The following is an 18,276-nucleotide window of genomic DNA, read 5'->3' as shown; positions in this document are numbered from 1 at the left end:
AGGGCGCAGCACGACCTGTTGATGGCCAACTTCTTCGCGCAGACGCAGGCGCTGGCCTTCGGCAAGACCCCCGGCGAGGTACGCGCCGAGGGGGTCCCCGAGGAGCAGATCGCGCCGCGCACCTTCCAGGGCAACCACCCCACCACCACGATCCTGGCCCGCGAGTTGACCCCGTCGGTCCTCGGCCAGCTCATCGCCCTCTACGAGCACAAGGTGTTCGTCCAGGGCGCGGTCTGGGACATCGACTCCTTCGACCAGTGGGGCGTGGAACTGGGCAAGGTCCTCGCCAAGCGCGTCGAACCCGCCCTCACCGAGGGCGCCGACGTCCCCGGCCTGGACGCCTCCACCGCCGCCCTCGTGGCCGCCTACCGTGAACTGAAGGAAGTGCACTGACATGCAGCTGGGTCTGATCGGTCTCGGCAAGATGGGCGGCAACATGCGGGAGCGCATCCGCCGCGCCGGCCACACCGTCGTCGGCTACGACCGCAACCCCGACCTGTCCGACGTGAGCGGCCTCGCCGAACTCGTCGAGAGCCTCGAAGCGCCGCGCACGGTGTGGGTGATGGTCCCGGCCGGCGCCGCGACGCAGTCCGTCGTCGACGAGCTGGGCGACCTCCTGGAGGCCGGCGACACCGTCGTGGACGGCGGCAACTCCCGCTGGACGGACGACGAGAAGCACGCCGCGGAGCTGGGCGCCAAGGGCATCGGCTTCGTCGACGCGGGCGTCTCCGGCGGTGTGTGGGGCCTGGAGAACGGTTACGCGCTGATGGTCGGCGGCGAGAAGGAGCACGTCGACCGGCTGCGCCCGATCTTCGACGCGCTCAAGCCGGAGGGCCCGTACGGCTATGTCCACGCGGGCAAGGTCGGCGCCGGCCACTTCTCCAAGATGGTCCACAACGGCATCGAGTACGCCATGATGCAGGCCTACGCCGAGGGCTGGGAGCTGCTGGAGAAGGTCGACTCGGTCACCGACGTCCGCGAGGTCTTCCGCTCCTGGCAGGAGGGCACCGTCATCCGGTCCTGGCTCCTCGACCTGGCGGTCAACGCCCTCGACGACGACGAGCACCTGGACAAGCTGCGCGGCTACGCAGAGGACTCCGGTGAGGGCCGCTGGACCGTCGAGGCGGCCATCGACAACGCGGTGCCGCTCCCGGCGATCACGGCGTCCCTCTTCGCGCGGTTCGCCTCCCGGCAGGAGGACTCGCCGCAGATGAAGATGATCGCGGCGCTGCGCAATCAGTTCGGCGGCCACGCCGTCGAGTCGGCGAAGTAGGCCCGGCCGTGGGGGATCTCCTGCTGGTCCGCCACGGGGAGACGGAGTGGAGCCTGTCGGGCCGGCACACCAGCTGGACCGACCTGCCGCTCACCGCGCACGGCGAGGAACAGGCCAAGTCCCTCGCTCCACTCCTCTCCGGCCGGACCTTCTCACTCGCCCTGACCAGCCCGCTGCACCGCGCGGTCCGCACCGCCGAACTCGCGGGCGTCACCGGGGCCGCCCTCGAACCCGACCTGCACGAATGGGACTACGGCGGCTACGAGGGCATCACCACCGTCGACATACACCGCACCCGGCCCACCTGGGACCTGTGGACGGACGGCGTGCCGCCCGGACCGGACGGCCACCCCGGTGAGTCGCCGGAGGAGGCCGGGCTGCGCGCCGACCGGGTGCTGGCCCGCGTCGACGCGGCGCTCGGCGACGGTGACGTCGTGCTCGTCGCACACGGCCATTTCCTCCGGGTGCTGACGGCCCGTCGACTCGGACTGCCGCCCGCCGAAGGGCGGTTGTTCCAGCTGGCCACGGGTACGGTCAGCCGGCTGTCGACGGAGCACGGGCGACCCGTCATCGCCGAATGGAACGCCCGGACCTAGCCCGTCGGCAACCGGTCCGCAGCCGGTCGGCAACCGGTCCGCAGCCGGTCGGCAGCCGGTTGACACCACGCAGAGGGCCCGCCAGAGTCGCGGCTGATGGAGATCAACGATCTGACACCGGCCGAACAGCGCGTCTGGCGGGCCTTCGCCACGGGGGCGGAGGTCGACCTCCGCGGCGCGGGCACGGAGAACGGCCCCGAACAGAGCCTGCGGGCCTCCGTGTTGCGCGCCCTGCTTCTCAACGGCCCCCGGGAACCGGGGGAGATAGCAGCACTCAAACTCGTGGGCGCGCTCATCACCGGTGTCCTCGACCTGCGGAACGCGACCGTCGACAGCGTCGTCCGCCTCCTCCGGTGCCGCTTCGACAGCGTGCCCCGTCTGTCCGGCGCCCAGCTGAACTACCTCAACCTGAGCGACTCCCAGCTGCCCGGCCTGGCGGCCGCGCGGACCCGGATCGAGGGCAGCGTACGGCTCACGGGCTGCCGGATCGGCGGCCCCGTGCACCTCGCCGGGGCACAGATCGCCGGGGCACTGTTCGTCGACCGGGCCGACATCGCCGGGGACGACCCCGCGCGGCCCGTGCTCCAGCTCAACCAGATCTCCGTCGGCGACGACCTCTGCGCCCGCGGACTGCGCACCCGCGGCCTGATCCGGCTGGACGGCGCGAGCGTGGCCGGCTCGATCGACCTGGAGGAAGCCGAACTCGGCAACCCCGGCGGACACGTCCTGGACGGGGAATCCCTCGACGTCGGCGCCAACCTCCTGGGCCGCCGCATGCGCGCCCACGGCCGGATCGACCTGCGCGGCGCCCGCATACCCGGCCGGATCGACCTGCTGTACGCGACGCTCTCCGCCCCCGGCGACACCGCCCTGCGCGCCAGCAGCTGCACGATCGGCGAGATGCTGCTGCGCGGGGGACCGCCGATCCAGGGCCGGCTCAACCTGCGCCGCGCCGTGATCAACCAGCTCCACCTGGAGCCGGAGATGCTGCCCACCCAGGTGCGCCTCCTCGACCTCACCTACACCTTCCTCACCCCGCACGAGCCCGCCGAGCGCCGGCTGCCGATGCTGGAGCGCGACGGCGGCGCGTTCGACCCGCACGCCTACGAACAGCTCACCGCCGCCTACCGCAACACCGGCGACGACCGGGCCGCCCGGCTGGTCCAGCTCGCCAAGCTGCGCCGGCACCGGGCCACGCTCCCCTGGTACGGCCGGCTGTGGGGGCGCCTCCAGGACGCGGCCGTCGGCTACGGCTTCCGCCCGCTGCGGGCCGCCGTATGGCTGCTGTCGCTGCTGGCGGCCGGGTCGGTCGCGTTCTCGGTGGAGCATCCGCGTGCGCTCAAGGCGGCCGAGGCCCCCGAGTTCAACCCGGTCTTCTACACCCTCGACCTGCTGCTGCCCGTCATCTCCTTCGGCCAGGAGTCCGCGTTCGCCCCGTCCGGCTGGCACCAGAGCCTGTCCTACCTCCTCATCCTCACCGGCTGGATCCTGGCCACGACCGTCGTCGCCGGCGTGACGAGAACGGTCAGCCGCCAGTAGGCCGGGCCGCGTCCGGTGCCGGTCGGCCGGGGCCGGTCGGTCGGGGCCAGTCCGTCTCGGGGCGTTGGGTCAGCGGGCGGCGTGCTGGGCGGCCAGTCGCACCGGCGCGTTCACGGCGCCGTAGCCCTGGTAGCCGCCGTCGCGCTGGACGAGTTCGAAGAAGACGCGGCCGACGGTGCGGGTGTAGCAGTGCCGGAAGACGCCGTGCGCGTCCCGGTCGTAGAGGATGCCCAGTTCGCGGTACGTCGCCAGCTCGCCGTCGGTGAACTCGTGGCGGGCCGCGAGGTCGTCGTAGTAGTTCGCGGGGATCGGCAGGAGGTGGCCGCCGGCCTCGGTGAAGCGGCGGGCCGCCGCGACCACGTCGGGGGTGGCCAGGGCGATGTGCCGGGCGTGGGCGGTGTCGTCGCCGGGTGCGGCACCGACCGTGAGGGGGATGCGGACGGCGCCGTCGGCGGTGCTCACGGCGCGGCTGCGCAGCAGGCCGTAGGGATCGGCGACGTCCACGCTCTCCTCGGCGTCGAGGCCGAGGACGGCGCGGTGGAAGAGGACCGCCTCGTCGAAGTGGTGCCAGGGCTGGGTGAGGGAGAGGTGGTCGATGCGGACCCCGTCCCGCGGGGCGGCGATGTCCGGCAGGTCCGCGAAGTCGGCGCGCCAGTCGGGCAGTTGCGGACGGTTCGTCGCGCACAGGAAGAGTTCGGTGCCGTCGGGGGCGGCTACGGCGTCCAGCGGGGCGTCCTCGGGGGCACGGCGGCGGGGCAGGACGGGGGCGAGGAGGGCCTCGGCGCGGCGGGCGGCGCCGGCCGGGTCCGGGGACTCCAGGCCCACGGCGGCCAGGCAGGTGCCGTCGATGGGGGTCCCCCCGCCCGAGCGGCGCCGGGAGTGGGGAAGGGCGGCCGGGCCCGTGTTGACCAGGACGCGGGCCTCCCCCCGCTCCCACAGTTCGACGGGTTTGCCGCGGTGGCGGGCGGTGCGGGCGAAGCCGAGGGCGCCGAGGAGGGAGGTGACGGGCTCGGCGTCGGGGGTGACGAGTTCGGCGAAGGCGACGCCGGTCGGCACGACCGGCGCGGGCAGGGCACCGAGGCCGACCTCTTCCTGGAGGACGAGCAGGGATCGGCGGGCGTCCACGGCGGTCGGGCCGGCCTCGGCCTGCCGGAACACGTCGTTGAAGACCTCCAGCGAGAGCGGGCCGTCGTAACCGGCGCGCAGCACGTGCCGCAGCAGGCCCGCCACGTCGAAACCGCCCTGACCGGGGAAACGGCGGTGGTGGCGGGACCACTGGAGGACGTCCATCGCGGGCAGGGGGGCGTCGGCGAGCTGGAGAAAGAAGATCTTCTCGCCGGGGATGTCCTCGATGGACTTGGGGTCGGAGCCGCGGGAGAGGATGTGGAAGCTGTCCAGGCAGGTGCCGAGCGCCGGGTGTCCGGCCGTCTCGACGATGCGCCAGGCGTGGTCGTACGTGCTGACATGCCGTCCCCAGGCGAGCGCCTCGTAGGCGACCCGGACGCCGAAGTCCTGGGCCAGGTCGGCGAGTCGGGCGAGCTGTTCGGCGGCGAGGGCGTCGTCGTCCGTGGCGAGCGGGGAGACGCTGGAGCAGACCAGGACGGTGTCGGCGCCGAGCCGGTTCATCAGGGTGAACTTGGCGCGGGCACGGCGCAGGTTGCGGGCGAACTCGTCGGCGGGCACGGCCTCGATGTCCCGCATCGGCTGGTACAGGTCGATGGTGAGGCCCAGGTCGGCGCAGCGGGCGCGGACCTGCTCGGGGGTGAGGGGGCTGGCGAGCAGGTCGTTCTCGAAGATCTCGACGCCGTCGAAGCCCGCACGGGCCGCCGCCGTGAGCTTCTCGGTGAGGGAACCGCTGAGGGAGACGGTGGCGATGGACGTACGCACCTGGGTACCTCTTCCTTCTTCCTGACCATGCTCGGACCGCGTGGGGAAATCGCGTAGGGAAACCGCGTGCGGAGACCGCGTGGGGAGACCGCGTGGGAAACCGCCTTCAGCAACCGCGTCACCGGTTTGGGAAGCCGTCGGCGGAAACCGCCTTCGGTAACGGCCTTCAGCAACCGCATACAGCCGCTGTGTTACCGCGTTCGGTAACCGCCTTCAGCAACCGCGTCACCACCTTGGGGAACGGCGTTCGGTAACCGATTTCGGGAGCCGGTTTCCGGAGCCGGTTTCCGGAGCCGGTTTCCGGAGCCGGTTTCCGGAGCCGGTTTCCGGAGCCGGTTTCCGGAGCCGGTTTCCGGAGCCGGTTTCGGGAACCGCGGGGCTATTCGGGCACCGGGACCGCGCCGGCCAGCTCGGCGATGTCCGCGAGCATGCGGGTGCTGTCGGGTTCCCGACCGGTGAAGAGCCGGAACGCGTCCACGGCCTGGAAGACGGCCATCCCGCCCCCGTCGAGAACGGCGCAGCCCTGTGCGCGGGCGGTGCGCAGCAGCTCGGTCTCCAGGGGCCGGTAGACGACCTCGGCGACCCACAGTCCGGGGTGCAGCAACTCTGCCGGGAAGGGCAGGCCGGGGTGGGCGGCCATGCCGGTCGGGGTGGCGTGCACGATGCCGTCGGCCCGCGCCAGCAGACCGGCGAGGCGGTCCGGGGTCGCGGAGTCCGCCCGGCCCGCGCCGAAGTGCCGGTTGAGGGAGTCGGCGAGGGCGGCGGCCCGTTCGGGCAGCGCGTCGACGACGGTCACCCGGCCGGCGCCGAGGGTGAGCGTGGCGTGCGCGACGGCCGCGCCCGCGCCGCCCGCGCCGAGCTGCACCACCCGATCCAGCGGCGCGTCGGGCAGACCGCGCGCGAAAGAGGCGGCGAAACCGGTTACGTCCGTGTTGTGGCCGACGGCCCGGCCGTCCTCGAAGACGACGGTGTTGACCGCTCCCAGCGCCTCGGCCTGCGGTGCGAGCCCGTCGAGATGCGGGATGACGAGCTGCTTGCACGGGTGCGTGATGTTCAGGCCGTCGAAGCCGAGGTCGTGCGCGGCCCGCGCCAGATCGCCCACCGCCTCCGGCGGCACCCCGAGCACGTCGATGTCCAAGAGCCGGTACAGGTAGCGCAGCCCCTGCCGGTCCGCCTCCCGCTCGTGCAGCGCCGGGCTGAGGGACGGGCCGATTCCGGAGCCGATCAGTGCGACGAGATACGAGTCCTGCGTCCCGTGGGACACGTCCTTGGTCACGACGGACCTCCTGAGCGGGCGAAGCGAGCGGCGGTTAATGTACGAACCGGTGAGTTAGTCATAGCACCGAGTCGGGTCATGAGGGAAGACCTCACGCCGTACCAGGGGCACCGGGGCTTCTAGAATCACGGCACGCCGAAGGAAGCCCGCTCTACGCCCGAAGGAACCCGATGACCAGCGTCGACGAACCGGCACGACCCAACGGGCGGATCCGCGACGCCGCCCGCACCCAGGCCGAGATCCTCGACGTGGCCACCCAGGAGTTCGCGCGGGCCGGGTACGACGGCGCCCGCGTCGACGAGATCGCCGCCCGCACCCGCACCACCAAGCGCATGATCTATTACTACTTCGGCGGCAAGGAGCAGCTGTTCACCGCCGTCCTGGAGCGGGCGTACGGCGTGATCCGGGACACCGAGCAGCAGCTCGACGTAGAACACCTGGACCCGGTCGCGGCCATCCGCCGGCTCGCGGAGCTGACCTTCGACCACCACGAACAGCACCCCGACTTCATCCGGCTGGTCAGCATCGAGAACATCCACGGGGCCGAGCACATCGCCGCCTCCGAGAAGCTGGGGAGGATCGGCTCCCCCGCTCTCGACGTGATCCGCCGCATCCTGGCCTCCGGGCAGGAGTCCGGCCTGTTCACGGCCGACGTCGACGCCGTCGATCTGCACGCGATGATCAGCGCGTTCTGCTTCTTCCGGGTGGCCAACCGACACACCTTCGGCGCTCTGTTCGGGCGCGACCTCGTCGACCCGGCCCAGCGCGAGCACTACCGCGCCATGCTCGGCGACATGGTGATCGCCTACCTGACGGCGGAACGCGCGGCGGAGTGACGCCGGTCCGCGCGTCGGTCCACGCGGCGGAGTGACAGCGCACGGCGCGCGGACAACCCACGGCGGGGGACCGCGGCCGCGCGAGCGGCGTGCGACGGAGCGAGTGGCAGGTCGTCCGGCGGACCCGCAGCCGGCCGACCTCCTCGTGCGGGACCTCTTGACACCGGCGAAACGCGGGCGCAACATCCCTACCCAACCGCTACTAACTATCCAGTGCGTTAATTAGCCGGGTAGCGCCCGGCAGAGCCGCCCCGTCACCCCAGGGAACCGGCCCCTTCGTCCCTCCCTCGCCCTCCCTCACTCCGCGTACGTTGGAGTTTCCCCGAAGGAGCACGCCGTGTCCGTCCCCGCAGCACCCCACGACGCCGCCCCGCCCGGCCAGCCGAAGAAGGCCGCGACCGCCGCCTGGATCGGCAGCGCCCTGGAGTACTACGACTTCTTCATCTACGGCAGCGCGGCGGCGCTGATCTTCCCGAAGGTCTTCTTCGACGAGTCCGACCCGGCCACCGCGACCCTGCTGTCGCTGGCCACCTTCGGTGTCGCCTACGCGGCCCGTCCGGTCGGCGCGCTGTTCCTCGGTCACTTCGGGGACCGGGTGGGCCGCAAGAAGATCATGGTGTTCACCCTGATGCTCATGGGCGTGTCGACGTTCCTCATCGGCTGTCTGCCGACCCGCGACCAGGTCGGCACGCTCGCGCCGGTGCTGCTCGTGCTGTGCCGCGTGCTCCAGGGCATCTCCGCCGCGGGTGAGCAGGCCAGCGCCAACTCCATGACGCTGGAGCACGCGCCACCGCACCGGCGCGGCTTCTTCACCAGCTTCACCCTCAGCGGCACCCAGGGCGGTCAGCTCCTGGCCACGCTGGTCTTCCTCCCCATCGCCGCTCTGCCCGAGGAGCAGCTGCTGTCCTGGGGCTGGCGGGTGCCGTTCTGGCTGAGCATCGGGGTCGCCGTCGTCGGTTACGTCATCCGCCGCAAGCTGGACGAGACGCCGGCCTTCGCCCAGCAGGCGAACAGCGAGGGCGTCGTCAAGCTGCCGCTGGTGGTGCTGCTGCGCGAGCACTGGGCGGACGTGCTGCGGGTCGTCGCGGGTGCGCTCGTTGCCTCGGTCTCCACGATCTTCACGGTGTGGGCGCTGGCCTACGCCACCAGCGACTCGGTGGGGATGAGCCGCTCCTCGATGCTGTGGGTGGGCGCGCTGGCCAACCTGGTCGCGCTGGCGGCGATTCCCCTGTGGGCCACGCTGTCCGACCGCATCGGCCGCCGACCGGTGTTCCTGGTCGGCGCGGCCGGCAGCGCCGGGGCGATGTTCCTCTACCTGTGGGCGATCTCCACCGGCTCCTACCCGCTGACCATGGTCCTCGGCATCGTCGCCTTCGGGATCGTCTACAGCGCCGCCAACGGGGTGTGGCCCGCCTTCTACGGCGAGATGTTCTCCACCCGCGTGCGGCTGTCCGGCATGGCGATCGGCACCCAGATCGGCTTTGCGGTAGCCGGTTTCGCGGTCACCTTCGCCGCGCAGATCGCCGGCCCCGACGGCGACGACTGGACGGCGGTGGCACTGTTCACGGCTGCGCTGTGCGTGCCCCCGGTGATCGCGGCCCTGTCGGCCAAGGAGACGGCGAAGCTTCCGACCGAGCAACTGGGCGAGCGCCCGCGCCGACCGGCAACCGAGCGGGAAACGGTTGCGGCCTGACCAGCGGGAAACGGTTACGGCCTGACCGCACCTACTCTCCTCCTCCCCCGCTCCGCTGAGCCCCTGGACGCCGGTCACGGCTCCGGGGGCTCGGGCGCGGCGCGCGGCCGGCGCGGTCACCGGTGGGAACGGTTGCGGAACCGGTCGCGGGAACCGTTGCGGATCCGGTTGCGGGAACCGTTGTGGATCCGGTTGCGGGAACCGTTGTGGATCCGGTTGCGGGAACCGTTGTGGATCCGGTTGCGGGAACCGTTGTGGATCCGGTTGTGGGATGAGTCGTGGAACCGGTCGTGGGATCAGTTGTGGAACCGGTTACGACCAGCCCAGCCCTTGAACCTGACACCGGTGTCAAGACCGACCCTGCGGGCATGCAAAACGAAGTCTCCCCTCCCCACAGCCGGTCGAGCGCGGACGACGCGAGCGGCGCGGACAGAGCCGACAGCGCGGACAGCGCGGACACCGGCAAGCTCCCCCTCCCGGCCCTCCTCGCCCTCGCCACCGCGGTCTTCGTCACGAGCCTCACCGAGACCCTCCCCGCAGGCCTGCTGCCCGCCATGAGCGCCGGTCTCGGTGTCGGTGAGTCCGCCATGGGGCAGTCGGTAACCGCCTACGCGGTCGGAACGGCCCTCACCGCGATCCCCCTGACCGCGGCGACCGCCGGCTGGCGGCGCAAGCGGTTGCTGCTCGCGGCGATGACGGGGTTCGCCGCCGCCAACACGGTCACCGCCGCGTCCGCGAACTATCCGCTGACGATGGTCGCCCGGTTCGTCGCGGGTGTGGCGGCGGGCCTGGCCTGGGCCCTGCTCGCCGGTTACGCCCGGCGGCTGGTGCCGGCCGCGCTGCGCGGGCGGGCGGTGGCCGTGGTGATGACCGGCGTGCCGCTCGCCTTGTCGCTGGGGGTGCCGGCGGGCACGTGTCTCGGCGGGGCGCTGGGATGGCGGGCGGCGTTCTGGACGATGACCGGGCTCGCCGTGCTGCTGCTCGGCTGGATCGCACTGTTCGTCCCGGACCGGCCGGGGCAGTCACGCGCCGAACGGGCTCCGGTTCTGCGGGCGTTGTCGGTGCCCGGCGTGGTGCCGGTCCTCACCGTCACCCTCGTCTTCGTCCTCGCGCACACCGTCCTGTACGCGTACCTCGCCACGTTCCTCGACCGGTTCGGCATGGGCGGCTCGGCCGACCTGGTGCTGCTGGTGTTCGGCGGCGCCTCGCTGGCGGGTGTCTGGGCGGTCGGGGCGGGCATCGACCGCCGGCTGCGCGCGCTGACGATCTCGAGTGCGCTGCTGGTGGGGGCGTCGGCGGGCCTGCTGGCCCTCTTCGCCGGCAGCCCGCCGGTCGTGTACGCGGCGGCGGCGCTGTGGGGTCTGGGCTGGGGCGGTGTGCCCACGCTGTTGCAGACGGCGGTGGCCGAGGCGGGCGGGGAGCGGGCCGAGGAGGCCCAGGCCATGCTGGTCACCCTGTGGAACGCGGCGATGGCGGGCGGCGGGCTGGCCGGCGGCCTGCTGCTCGGCCTGTTCGGCGCGACGGCGTTCCCGTGGAGCGTCCTGGTGCTGATGGTCCCGGTGTTCATGGTGGTGGCGGGGGCGCGCAGGCACGGATTCCCAGCGGCGTGAGGGTCTCGCCGCGTGCACCCGGTCGCCCCCGCCACCACCCGGATCGAGCAGCGGGCTCTCAGCCGTCGTTGGCCCCCTGGGGAATGCCGTACGCGCGCTGCACCCGGAGGCGGACCACCAGGCGGCGGTCGCGGACCATGGCGGCGCGGTAGTCCTCCCAGTCGGGGTGTTCGCCCAGGACGTCCCGGTAGAGGCGGACGAGCTCCTCGACCGTGTCGTCGTAGGGGTGTGCGGCGACGGGTGAGAGCTCGGCGGTGCCCTCGACGACGGTGTAGGCGCGGCGGTCGGGGGCGGACACGTGGTACGAGGCGCGTGGGTCGCGGCGCAGGTTGCGGGTCTTCGCCCGGTCGTCGGTGACGGAGATCCGGATGACGCCCTCGTCCGGGTAATGGTGGTGGCTGACGTTCGACAACTGCGGTCGGCCGTCCCGCTTGAGGGTGACCAGTACCCCGTCGCGGCCGTCGGAGAGCAGTGCGAGCAGGGCGTGCTGCGTGTCCTGAGTCATCTCCGGACAACGGGTGCGGGACCCGTCCGCATTCCCTGGCACCGAAACGCCGGTAGACACTGTCTACCGATGCCTGGTAGACAGTGTCTATGGGCGATGAGGAGAAGCCGGGTCAGGACCTGCGGGTCCGGCTGGTCGACGTCGGTGTGGAACTGCTGGCCCGAGAGGGTGTCGGGGCGCTGAGCCTGCGGGAGATCGCCCGCCGGGCGGGCGTCTCGCACGGGGCGCCCCGCCGCCACTTCCCCACCCATCTGGAGCTGCTGTCGGCCATCGCCCGCAGGGGTTTCACCGACCTGGCCGGCCGGGTGACCGCGGCACGCGGGGACGGCACCGCGGCCCCGCGCGGGCAGATCACCGAACTGGGGCGGGTCTACCTGGAGTTCGCGCTCGACAACGCCGGCATGTACGAGCTGATGTTCCGTCATGACCTGCTGGTGAGCGGGCACCTGGGTCTGCGGGACACCAGCCTGCCGCTGTTCGGCGTGCTGGTGGAGCTGGTCGGCCGGGTCCGGCCGGACGCCGACGCCCGCGCGGTCACCGCGGCACTGTGGGCGAATCTGCACGGCATCGCGCAGTTGTGGAGCTGGGGCAGCCTCCAACTTGCCACGGGAGTCGATGACTTCGGACCGCTGCTGCGGACGGCGCTCGACGCGCATCTGGGGCCGGAGGCCGACCGGTGAACCGTCCGCTGACCCTGGCGAGCAGTGTCGCCGGTGCCATGGTCGTCGCCTTGGACGGCACCGTCCTCACGGTCGCCCAGCCCACGCTGCAACGCGATCTGGACGCCCCCTTCGCGCAGGTGCAGTGGACCAGCACGGGGTATCTCGTCGCGGTGGCCAGCCTGTTGGTGGTCTCGGGACGGCTCGGCGACCGGTACGGGCACCGGCGTACGTTCGCCTGGGGGATGCTCGGCTTCGGGGTGGCCTCGGCGGGCATCGCGGTGGCGCCGGGCGTGGGCTGGGTGATCGGACTCCGGGTGGCGCAGGGTGTGTTCGGGGCACTGTTGCAGCCGGCCACGCTCGGCATGCTGCGCGCGTCCTACCCCGCGGAGTCGCTGCGGCGGCCGATCGCCGCGCGCACGGCCGCGATCGGGCTGGCGGCGGCCGCCGGTCCCCTACTGGGCGGGGCGCTGACGACCGGGTTCGGATGGCGCTCCGTGTTCCTGCTGAACGTGGTGCCCGCGCTGGTGTTCGGCGCGCTCGCGCTCGTCGGCGGAAACCGTTCTCAGGACACGACCTCGTCGACATCGGAAACGGCACCGGAAGCGGCATCGGAAACAGAGACGGAAAGAGAAACAGAGACGGCCCTCGACGTCCCCGGGGCCCTCTGGCTCGCGGTGGCGCTGGGCTGCCTGGTGCACACCCTCGTCGCGCCCTCCGGACCCGCCGGTGCGCTGGGGGCCGTGGCGGCCGTCGTCGCGGGGGCCGGCTTCGTCCGCCGCGAGCGCCGCGCCCCGGCACCCCTGCTGCCGCCCGCCGTCGTCGGCTCCCCGGCGGTCGGTGCGGCACTGGCCCTGCTGGTCATCGTGTCGGCGGCCCTCAACGGCGGCCTCTTCGCCTGCGTGTACGTCCTCCAGGACGACCTGGGTCTCACCCCGCTGCGCACCGCCCTCGTCAGCCTGCCGTTGGCCGCGTCCCTGGTGGCCGCCGCGCCGTTGTCGGCCGTCCTGCTGCGCCGGGCCGGTGCCCGTCCCGCCGTCGCGGGCGCGACCGCCGTCCTCGCCGCCGGCCTCCTCGTCCTCGCCGCCGCCCGCGGCACGGCCGCCTTCTGCACCGGGTTCGCCCTGGTCGGCGCCGGATTCGGCACGGTGATGGTCGCGGCGACCCATGTCGTCGTACGACAGTCTCCCGCGGAGTCGGCCGGGGTGGCGGGCGGGTTGCAGCAGACGGCGATGAACGTCGGGCCGGTGCTCGGGGTGGCGTCGGCGACCGTCCTCATGGGTGCGGCCGGGACCAGGTCGCCCCTCGTCGTGCTCGCCGTGGGGGTCGTGGCGGCGCTGCCGTTCTGCCGGGCGCTTCCGGGCGGGCCGCGGCCGGTCGCCGCCGGCCTTCGCGCCGGAGTTCCAGCCGTCGTTCCCGCCGCCGTACCGGCCGGTGCTCCCGACCCCCTCGGGCGGCCTGTTCCGGCCGGTCCGAGCGACGCACAGCACACCGTTCGCGCTGTCGAAAGGGGGGCTTTCGGGCCGTCCCTGGGCGACGATGAAGTCTGAGGTCGTTCCGGCGGGGTATGCCGGGCCGCACCTTGCTCGAACGCACCGGAGGAGAGCGATGGCACACCTGCGACAAGAGGTCGACCCCACCGAGGTCGGGCTGGACGCGAAGGCCCTGGACCGCCTCGACCAGCATGTCGCCCACTACGTCGACGAGGGCAGGCTGCCCGGATTCCTCGTGGCCGTCGCCCGGGGCGGCCGGATCGCGCACCTCACCACGCACGGCCACCGCGACATCGCCGCGGGACTGCCCGTGGAGACCGACACCCTGTGGCGGATCTACTCGATGACCAAGCCGGTCACCTCGGTCGCCGCGCTGATGCTGATGGAGGAGGGCAGGCTCTCCCTCGACGACCCGGTGGCCGCCCACCTCCCGGCGTTCGCCGACCCGCGGGTGTACGTCGGCGGCTCCGGCGAGGACATCGAGACCCGGCCGGCCGGGCGGCCCCCGCTGGTGCGGGACCTGATGACCCACACCGCGGGCCTGACCTTCGCCTTCTACCACTGCCACCCCGTCGACGCCCTGTACCGGGAGGCCGGGCTGGAGTCGGCGGTGCTGCCCGGTTCGGACCTGGCGACGACCGTCGAGGCGTACGCGCGGCTGCCGCTCCAGTTCGAACCGGGCACGCAGTGGAACTACTCGGTGGCCACCAACGTCCTGGGCCGGATCATCGAGGTCGTCTCCGGCAGGTCCCTGGACGAGTTCCTCGCGGAACGGATCTTCCGCCCGCTCGGCATGCCCGACGCCGGTTTCCAGGTCACGGGCGACCAGGCGGGCCGGCTGGCCGAGCTGTACGGCGGCACCGACGACGGCGGGATCGAGCCGATCCCGGGGCTGCCGCTGTTCGGGCGGCCCCGGTTCCTGTCGGGCAGCGGCGGTATGGTGGCGACCGCATACGATATACACCGTTTCATGGAGTTGCTGCGACGCCGGGGCGAACTCGACGGGACACGGCTGCTGAAGCCCGAGACGGTGGACCTGATGACCCGCAACCATCTGCCGGGCGGCGCCGACCTGCGCACGGTCGGCAGCCGCCCCGCCCACGACGAACCCGGCAACGACGGTGTCGGCTTCGGTCTCGGTGTCTCCGTGGTGATCGACCCGGCCCGCACCCAGGCGCCCTCCGGACTCGGCACCTACGGCTGGAGCGGGGTCGCCACGACGACGTTCTGGGTCGACCCGAGCCGCGATCTCACCGTCCAGTTCCTCACCCAGCTACGGCCGAAGAGATCGCTGAAGCTCTACCCCGACCTCAAGCGGCTGGTCCACGAAGCGGTCACGGACTGACCGGCCGGCCGTCGACGCGCAGGGTGAACGGGACGCTGTCCCGGGCGAGTTCGCCGAGCCACTCCCGCGCCCGCTCCTCCGTCTCGGCGGCGCGGTTCAGCCCGGCGGGCAGGGAGTCGTCCGCGATGTGCCGGACGCCGAGGGCGAGGGGCCGGGAGACACAGCGCGCCATCGCGCTCTCCTCCGCGTCGCCGACCATGTCAAGCAGGCAACTGCCGGTCCAGGACGAGCCGTTGCGGGCCCGCACCGCCAGGGAAACGGCGAGGACGACCCGGTCGCGGTCGGTGTCCGTCATCGGGTGGGCGGCCGCCAACTCGCGGGCCAAGGCGGCGATCCGGGTGTCGTCACCCGCCTTCAGCTCCTCGAACACCGGCTCCCAGGCGCGCCGCCAGCCGCCCAGCCGCAGGGTGCCGCGCACGAAGGTCCGCGCCTGCCAGGCGGCCGGCAGCCCGTACTGCTCGACGAAGGGCAGGCTGTCGCGGTTGGGGTAGACCTCGAAGACCTCCCCGTCGACGAGGTGCGCGCGGGTCGCCTCCCACGGCCGCTCGGCGGTCGTCTCGGTGCCGCCCTCCACATAACGGGCGGGCGAGCGGAGGGCGTTGAGGACTCCGAGCGGCGCCCAGCTGAAGCGGTAGCGGAAGTCGTCGGCGACGGCCGGTATGCCGCCGCAGTACGAGGTGAAGCGGTACGAGGCCGGCGTGGCGTCCCCGACGGCGGCACGGGCGCGGGCCACCAGGGCGTGCGCGAAGAGATGGTCGAGGCCGGGGTCGAGTCCCGCCTCGGTGAGTACGACGGTGCCGGCGTCGACGGCCGCGGGAATCTGCTCCAGCACCGCGTGAGAGACATAGCTGGAGCAGGCGAAGTGCGCCCGCTCCGCCACGCAGGCCGCGAGCAGCGAGGCGTGTTCGCCGGCGGGCAGCATCGACACCACGACGTCACCGGGGGCCAGTTCGGCGGTGAGTGCGTCCAGGGTGTGGGTGCGCGGTTCGGCGCGTCCGGTCAGGCCCAGACGATCAAGGGCCTGGGCGGCGCGTTCCTCGGTGCGGTGCCACAGCCGGACCCGGTCGGCGTGCTCGCAGAGGGCGGCCAGTCCGCTGCCCGTGGACAGGCCGGCGCCGACCCAGTGGACGGTGCCGCTCGCGGGAACCCGGTCAGCCACGGTGCTCAGCTCCCTCGTCCGGGCCGAGTTCGGCGCAGGCCTGCCGGAAGCGGGCCAGGCATCGCGCCCAGGCCGGGTTCACGTCGAACTCCAGCAGGAGCGGCAGCAGGGCGCGGGAGAAGTCGGCGCTGGACTCGCGCGGCAGCAGGGAGGGGAGGTTGTCGATGGCGATCAGGTCGAGCGGTGGTTCCTTGCGCAGCCGCCGGACGGGCTCGTTCCACTCGGTCGTCCGGTCGTAGACGGGAAGGACGTTGAGGGGGGAACCGACGTCGCAGGTGACGTCCGAGAGGGTGCGCAGTCGGCGGGCGGGGTCGTCGAGGTCCCGCTCGCGCAGGAACGGGGGGACCGGGCTGGTGGCGAGGACTGCGTTGACCATGACGTCGTGTCCGAGCAGGGAGGCACGGTCGAGGTCGCGGGTCTGCGCCAGGTCCCAGCAGGTGGGGTCGACGCCCGCCGTGCCGAACGCGGCCCGTGCGCCGCGTCCGCTGCGGCCCAGGGCGCCGACGACGAGCGCGGTGAAATCCTCGTCACCGGGGAGCGGGCGCAGGGTGTCGTCCAGGGCGTCCTTGTCGGTGGGGCGCAGAGGTGCCGTGAGCCGGCCCCGGTGCTGGAGCACCGCGAGAGCCGCGCCCAGATAGCCGGCCCAGTGGCCGAACGCGGCGAGCCGGCGGCCCTCGTCGTCGGCCAGGTACTCCAGGTCGAGCAGTGCTCCTCCCCCGCTGGAGAACCTGCGCAACAGGTCGGCGGCTCCCGGCTGTTCCTTGTAGGCGTGCCCGAAGAAGATGTGGCGGTGCGTCAGTTCGCCAGGGTCCTCGGGGAGTTCCTTGAGGCCGAGGACGACCGTGTCGGGCGGTGCCGACGTCCAGGAGCCCGCGGGCGCGACACGGGCGCCGACCGCCTCGTACTCCGCGACGGGGAAGATCCGCTGCGGGGACTCCTCGACCGTCAGTCGTGCACCGCTCTCGACGAGGCGGCGGGCGTCGTCGGGGACGATCGGGGTGCGGCGTTCGGTGGAGCGGGCCTCGTGGCGCAGCCACAGGTGGAGTTCCGTCATACGCGGTTGACCTCCGGACGCGAGGCGTCGGCGGCGAACCGGCCGGCGCCGAGGGGGCTGACGTCCACGAAGGGTACGCGGCCGAGGTAGAGGTCGCGGACGACCTCGCCGACGGCGGGTCCCTGGAGGAAACCGTGTCCCGAGAAGCCGGTTGCATACAGAAAACGGGATACCGAAGTCGCCTCGCCGATCAGGGCGTTGTGGTCCGGGGTGACCTCGTACAGCCCCGCCCAGCCGCCCGCGCGGCGCAGGTCGAGCAGGGCGGGGGCGCGGCGTTCCATCGCGGCGACGAGGCGCGGGATCCAGCGGTCGTGGGTGTCGGTGGCGAAGCCGGGCCGCTCGTCGGGGTCGGACATGCCGACCAGCAGGCCAGGACCCTCGGCGTGGAAGTAGAGGCTGCTGGTGAAGTCGATCGTCATCGGCAGGCTGGGCGGCAGACCGCCGGGGAACGGTTCGGTAACCGCAATCTGGCGGCGCAGCGGCCGTACCGGCAGATCGACGCCCACCAGGGCGCCGACGGACCGGGACCAGGCGCCGGCCGCGCAGACCACGGTGTCGGTGGTGATACGGCCGAGGGTGGTCGTCACGGCGGTGACCCTGCTGCCCTGCGTTTCGATACCGGTTACCTCGGTGTGGCGCAGGATGCGCGCCCCGCATCGGCGGGCGGCGGCCGCGTAACCGTGGACGACGGCCTCCGGCGTGCAGTGACCGTCGTCGGGCGAGTACGCGGCGGCCCGTAACCCGTCGGTGGTGATCAGCGGGGAGAGCCGGCCGGCCTCGGCCGGGTCGATCATGCGGCTGGGCACGCCCAGCGCGTTCTGGAGCCGGACGCCCGCCTCGAAGGAGGCGACTTCCTCGGGCGTCGACAGCAGGAAGAGGTAGCCGACGCGGTGCAGTCCGATGTCGTAACCGATTTCCTCCCCGAACCGGGCGAACGCCTCCAGGCTGCGGGCACCGAGCTGGATGTTCAGCTCGTCGGAGAACTGGGCGCGCACCCCGCCCGCGGCCTTCGAGGTCGAGCCCGCGCCGAGTTCTTCCCGCTCGACCAGCAGGACGTCCCGGACGCCGGCGGCGGCCAGGTGGTAGGCGATGCTCGTCCCCATCACTCCGCCGCCGATGACGACGACCGAGGCATGCGTGTTCACGCGGGCGGCTCCTTCCGGCGGGCGGCCCCGGCCCGTCACCGGGACCGGGGCCACCGGGCTGTCCGGCTGTCGTGTGCCGTGGCTGTCGCGTGCCGTGGCTGTCGCGGCTGTCACGTGCGGTGGCGGTGACCGTCGTGATCCCTACCCCGCGGCGGCCGGCAGTGCACGACTTCGGGACAGTGCGCGTTTTCAGGACCGGTGCCCGG

Annotated in this window: 15 protein-coding genes and 1 pseudogene; 10 read left to right on the top strand and 6 right to left on the bottom strand. The window is 72.6% G+C overall.

The window, feature by feature from the left end; genetic code table 11:
• The 4 genes and pseudogenes from ACFWJX_RS02995 to ACFWJX_RS02980 all read left to right on the top strand — a co-directional run.
• A pseudogene (locus ACFWJX_RS02995) lies at positions 1-393 on the top strand (glucose-6-phosphate isomerase); the annotation flags it as partial.
• A gap of 1 nt (position 394) precedes the next feature.
• Positions 395-1,273 carry a phosphogluconate dehydrogenase (NAD(+)-dependent, decarboxylating) gene (gene gnd, locus ACFWJX_RS02990; RefSeq protein ID WP_383235853.1) on the top strand — a complete coding sequence of 293 codons (879 nt, stop codon included), beginning with the start codon at positions 395-397 and terminating at the stop codon, positions 1,271-1,273.
• Between the two features lie 8 nt (positions 1,274-1,281).
• A complete protein-coding gene (locus tag ACFWJX_RS02985) occupies positions 1,282-1,869 on the top strand; it encodes a histidine phosphatase family protein (protein WP_383235851.1) in 588 nt (195 codons plus the stop codon).
• Positions 1,870-1,965: 96 nt separating this feature from the next.
• A complete protein-coding gene (locus ACFWJX_RS02980) occupies positions 1,966-3,408 on the top strand; it encodes a membrane-associated oxidoreductase (protein WP_383235849.1) in 1,443 nt (480 codons plus the stop codon).
• Between the two features lie 69 nt (positions 3,409-3,477).
• Here ACFWJX_RS02980 and ACFWJX_RS02975 read toward each other — a convergent pair whose 3' ends face one another.
• Positions 3,478-5,295, bottom strand: a complete 1,818-nt coding sequence (locus ACFWJX_RS02975; RefSeq protein ID WP_383235847.1) for a bifunctional sugar phosphate isomerase/epimerase/4-hydroxyphenylpyruvate dioxygenase family protein — start codon at positions 5,293-5,295, stop codon at positions 3,478-3,480.
• 379 nt (positions 5,296-5,674) lie between these two features.
• Positions 5,675-6,571, bottom strand: coding sequence for a shikimate dehydrogenase (locus ACFWJX_RS02970; protein ID WP_383235844.1), 897 nt, complete (start codon positions 6,569-6,571; stop codon positions 5,675-5,677).
• Positions 6,572-6,741: 170 nt separating this feature from the next.
• Between ACFWJX_RS02970 and ACFWJX_RS02965 the strand changes: the two genes are divergently transcribed.
• From ACFWJX_RS02965 to ACFWJX_RS02955, 3 genes are all read left to right on the top strand, one after another.
• Positions 6,742-7,407 carry a TetR/AcrR family transcriptional regulator gene (locus tag ACFWJX_RS02965; RefSeq protein WP_383235841.1) on the top strand — a complete coding sequence of 222 codons (666 nt, stop codon included), beginning with the start codon at positions 6,742-6,744 and terminating at the stop codon, positions 7,405-7,407.
• Positions 7,408-7,744: 337 nt separating this feature from the next.
• Positions 7,745-9,100 carry an MFS transporter gene (locus ACFWJX_RS02960; RefSeq protein WP_383235838.1) on the top strand — a complete coding sequence of 452 codons (1,356 nt, stop codon included), beginning with the start codon at positions 7,745-7,747 and terminating at the stop codon, positions 9,098-9,100.
• Positions 9,101-9,468: 368 nt separating this feature from the next.
• On the top strand, positions 9,469-10,710 hold the full coding sequence (locus ACFWJX_RS02955; RefSeq protein ID WP_383235835.1) for an MFS transporter: 1,242 nt from the start codon (positions 9,469-9,471) through the stop codon (positions 10,708-10,710).
• Between the two features lie 58 nt (positions 10,711-10,768).
• Here ACFWJX_RS02955 and ACFWJX_RS02950 read toward each other — a convergent pair whose 3' ends face one another.
• Entirely contained in the window at positions 10,769-11,215 is a 447-nt protein-coding gene (locus ACFWJX_RS02950) for a PPOX class F420-dependent oxidoreductase (protein WP_383235832.1), read from the bottom strand.
• A gap of 89 nt (positions 11,216-11,304) precedes the next feature.
• Between ACFWJX_RS02950 and ACFWJX_RS02945 the strand changes: the two genes are divergently transcribed.
• From ACFWJX_RS02945 to ACFWJX_RS02935, 3 genes are read left to right on the top strand one after another with little or no spacing between them, the layout of a single operon-like run.
• The gene (locus tag ACFWJX_RS02945) at positions 11,305-11,895 is read left to right on the top strand and encodes a TetR/AcrR family transcriptional regulator (protein ID WP_383235829.1); all 591 of its coding nucleotides are present in this window, start codon (positions 11,305-11,307) and stop codon (positions 11,893-11,895) included.
• Entirely contained in the window at positions 11,892-13,424 is a 1,533-nt protein-coding gene (locus tag ACFWJX_RS02940; RefSeq protein WP_383235826.1) for an MFS transporter, read from the top strand. Before ACFWJX_RS02945 ends, ACFWJX_RS02940 begins: the two co-directional genes overlap by 4 nt.
• Before the next feature lie 58 nt (positions 13,425-13,482).
• Positions 13,483-14,712: a serine hydrolase domain-containing protein gene (locus ACFWJX_RS02935; protein WP_383235823.1), complete on the top strand. Its 1,230-nt coding sequence runs from the start codon at positions 13,483-13,485 to the stop codon at positions 14,710-14,712.
• Here the strand turns inward: ACFWJX_RS02935 and ACFWJX_RS02930 are convergent.
• From ACFWJX_RS02930 to ACFWJX_RS02920, 3 genes are read right to left on the bottom strand one after another with little or no spacing between them, the layout of a single operon-like run.
• Complete coding sequence (locus ACFWJX_RS02930) at positions 14,702-15,871, bottom strand: saccharopine dehydrogenase family protein (protein WP_383235820.1); 1,170 nt, start codon at positions 15,869-15,871, stop codon at positions 14,702-14,704. The genes ACFWJX_RS02935 and ACFWJX_RS02930 overlap by 11 nt on opposite strands.
• Positions 15,864-16,925, bottom strand: coding sequence for a saccharopine dehydrogenase (locus tag ACFWJX_RS02925; protein WP_383235817.1), 1,062 nt, complete (start codon positions 16,923-16,925; stop codon positions 15,864-15,866). Before ACFWJX_RS02925 ends, ACFWJX_RS02930 begins: the two co-directional genes overlap by 8 nt.
• Entirely contained in the window at positions 16,922-18,070 is a 1,149-nt protein-coding gene (locus ACFWJX_RS02920; RefSeq protein ID WP_383235814.1) for an NAD(P)/FAD-dependent oxidoreductase, read from the bottom strand. Before ACFWJX_RS02920 ends, ACFWJX_RS02925 begins: the two co-directional genes overlap by 4 nt.
• Positions 18,071-18,276: the final 206 nt, after the last annotated feature.

The organism is Streptomyces sp. NPDC058335, assembly GCF_042723915.1.
GTDB lineage: Bacteria > Actinomycetota > Actinomycetes > Streptomycetales > Streptomycetaceae > Streptomyces.
The sequence above is the reverse complement of the archived record's forward strand: the minus strand, read 5'-3'. Positions and strand labels throughout refer to the sequence as shown.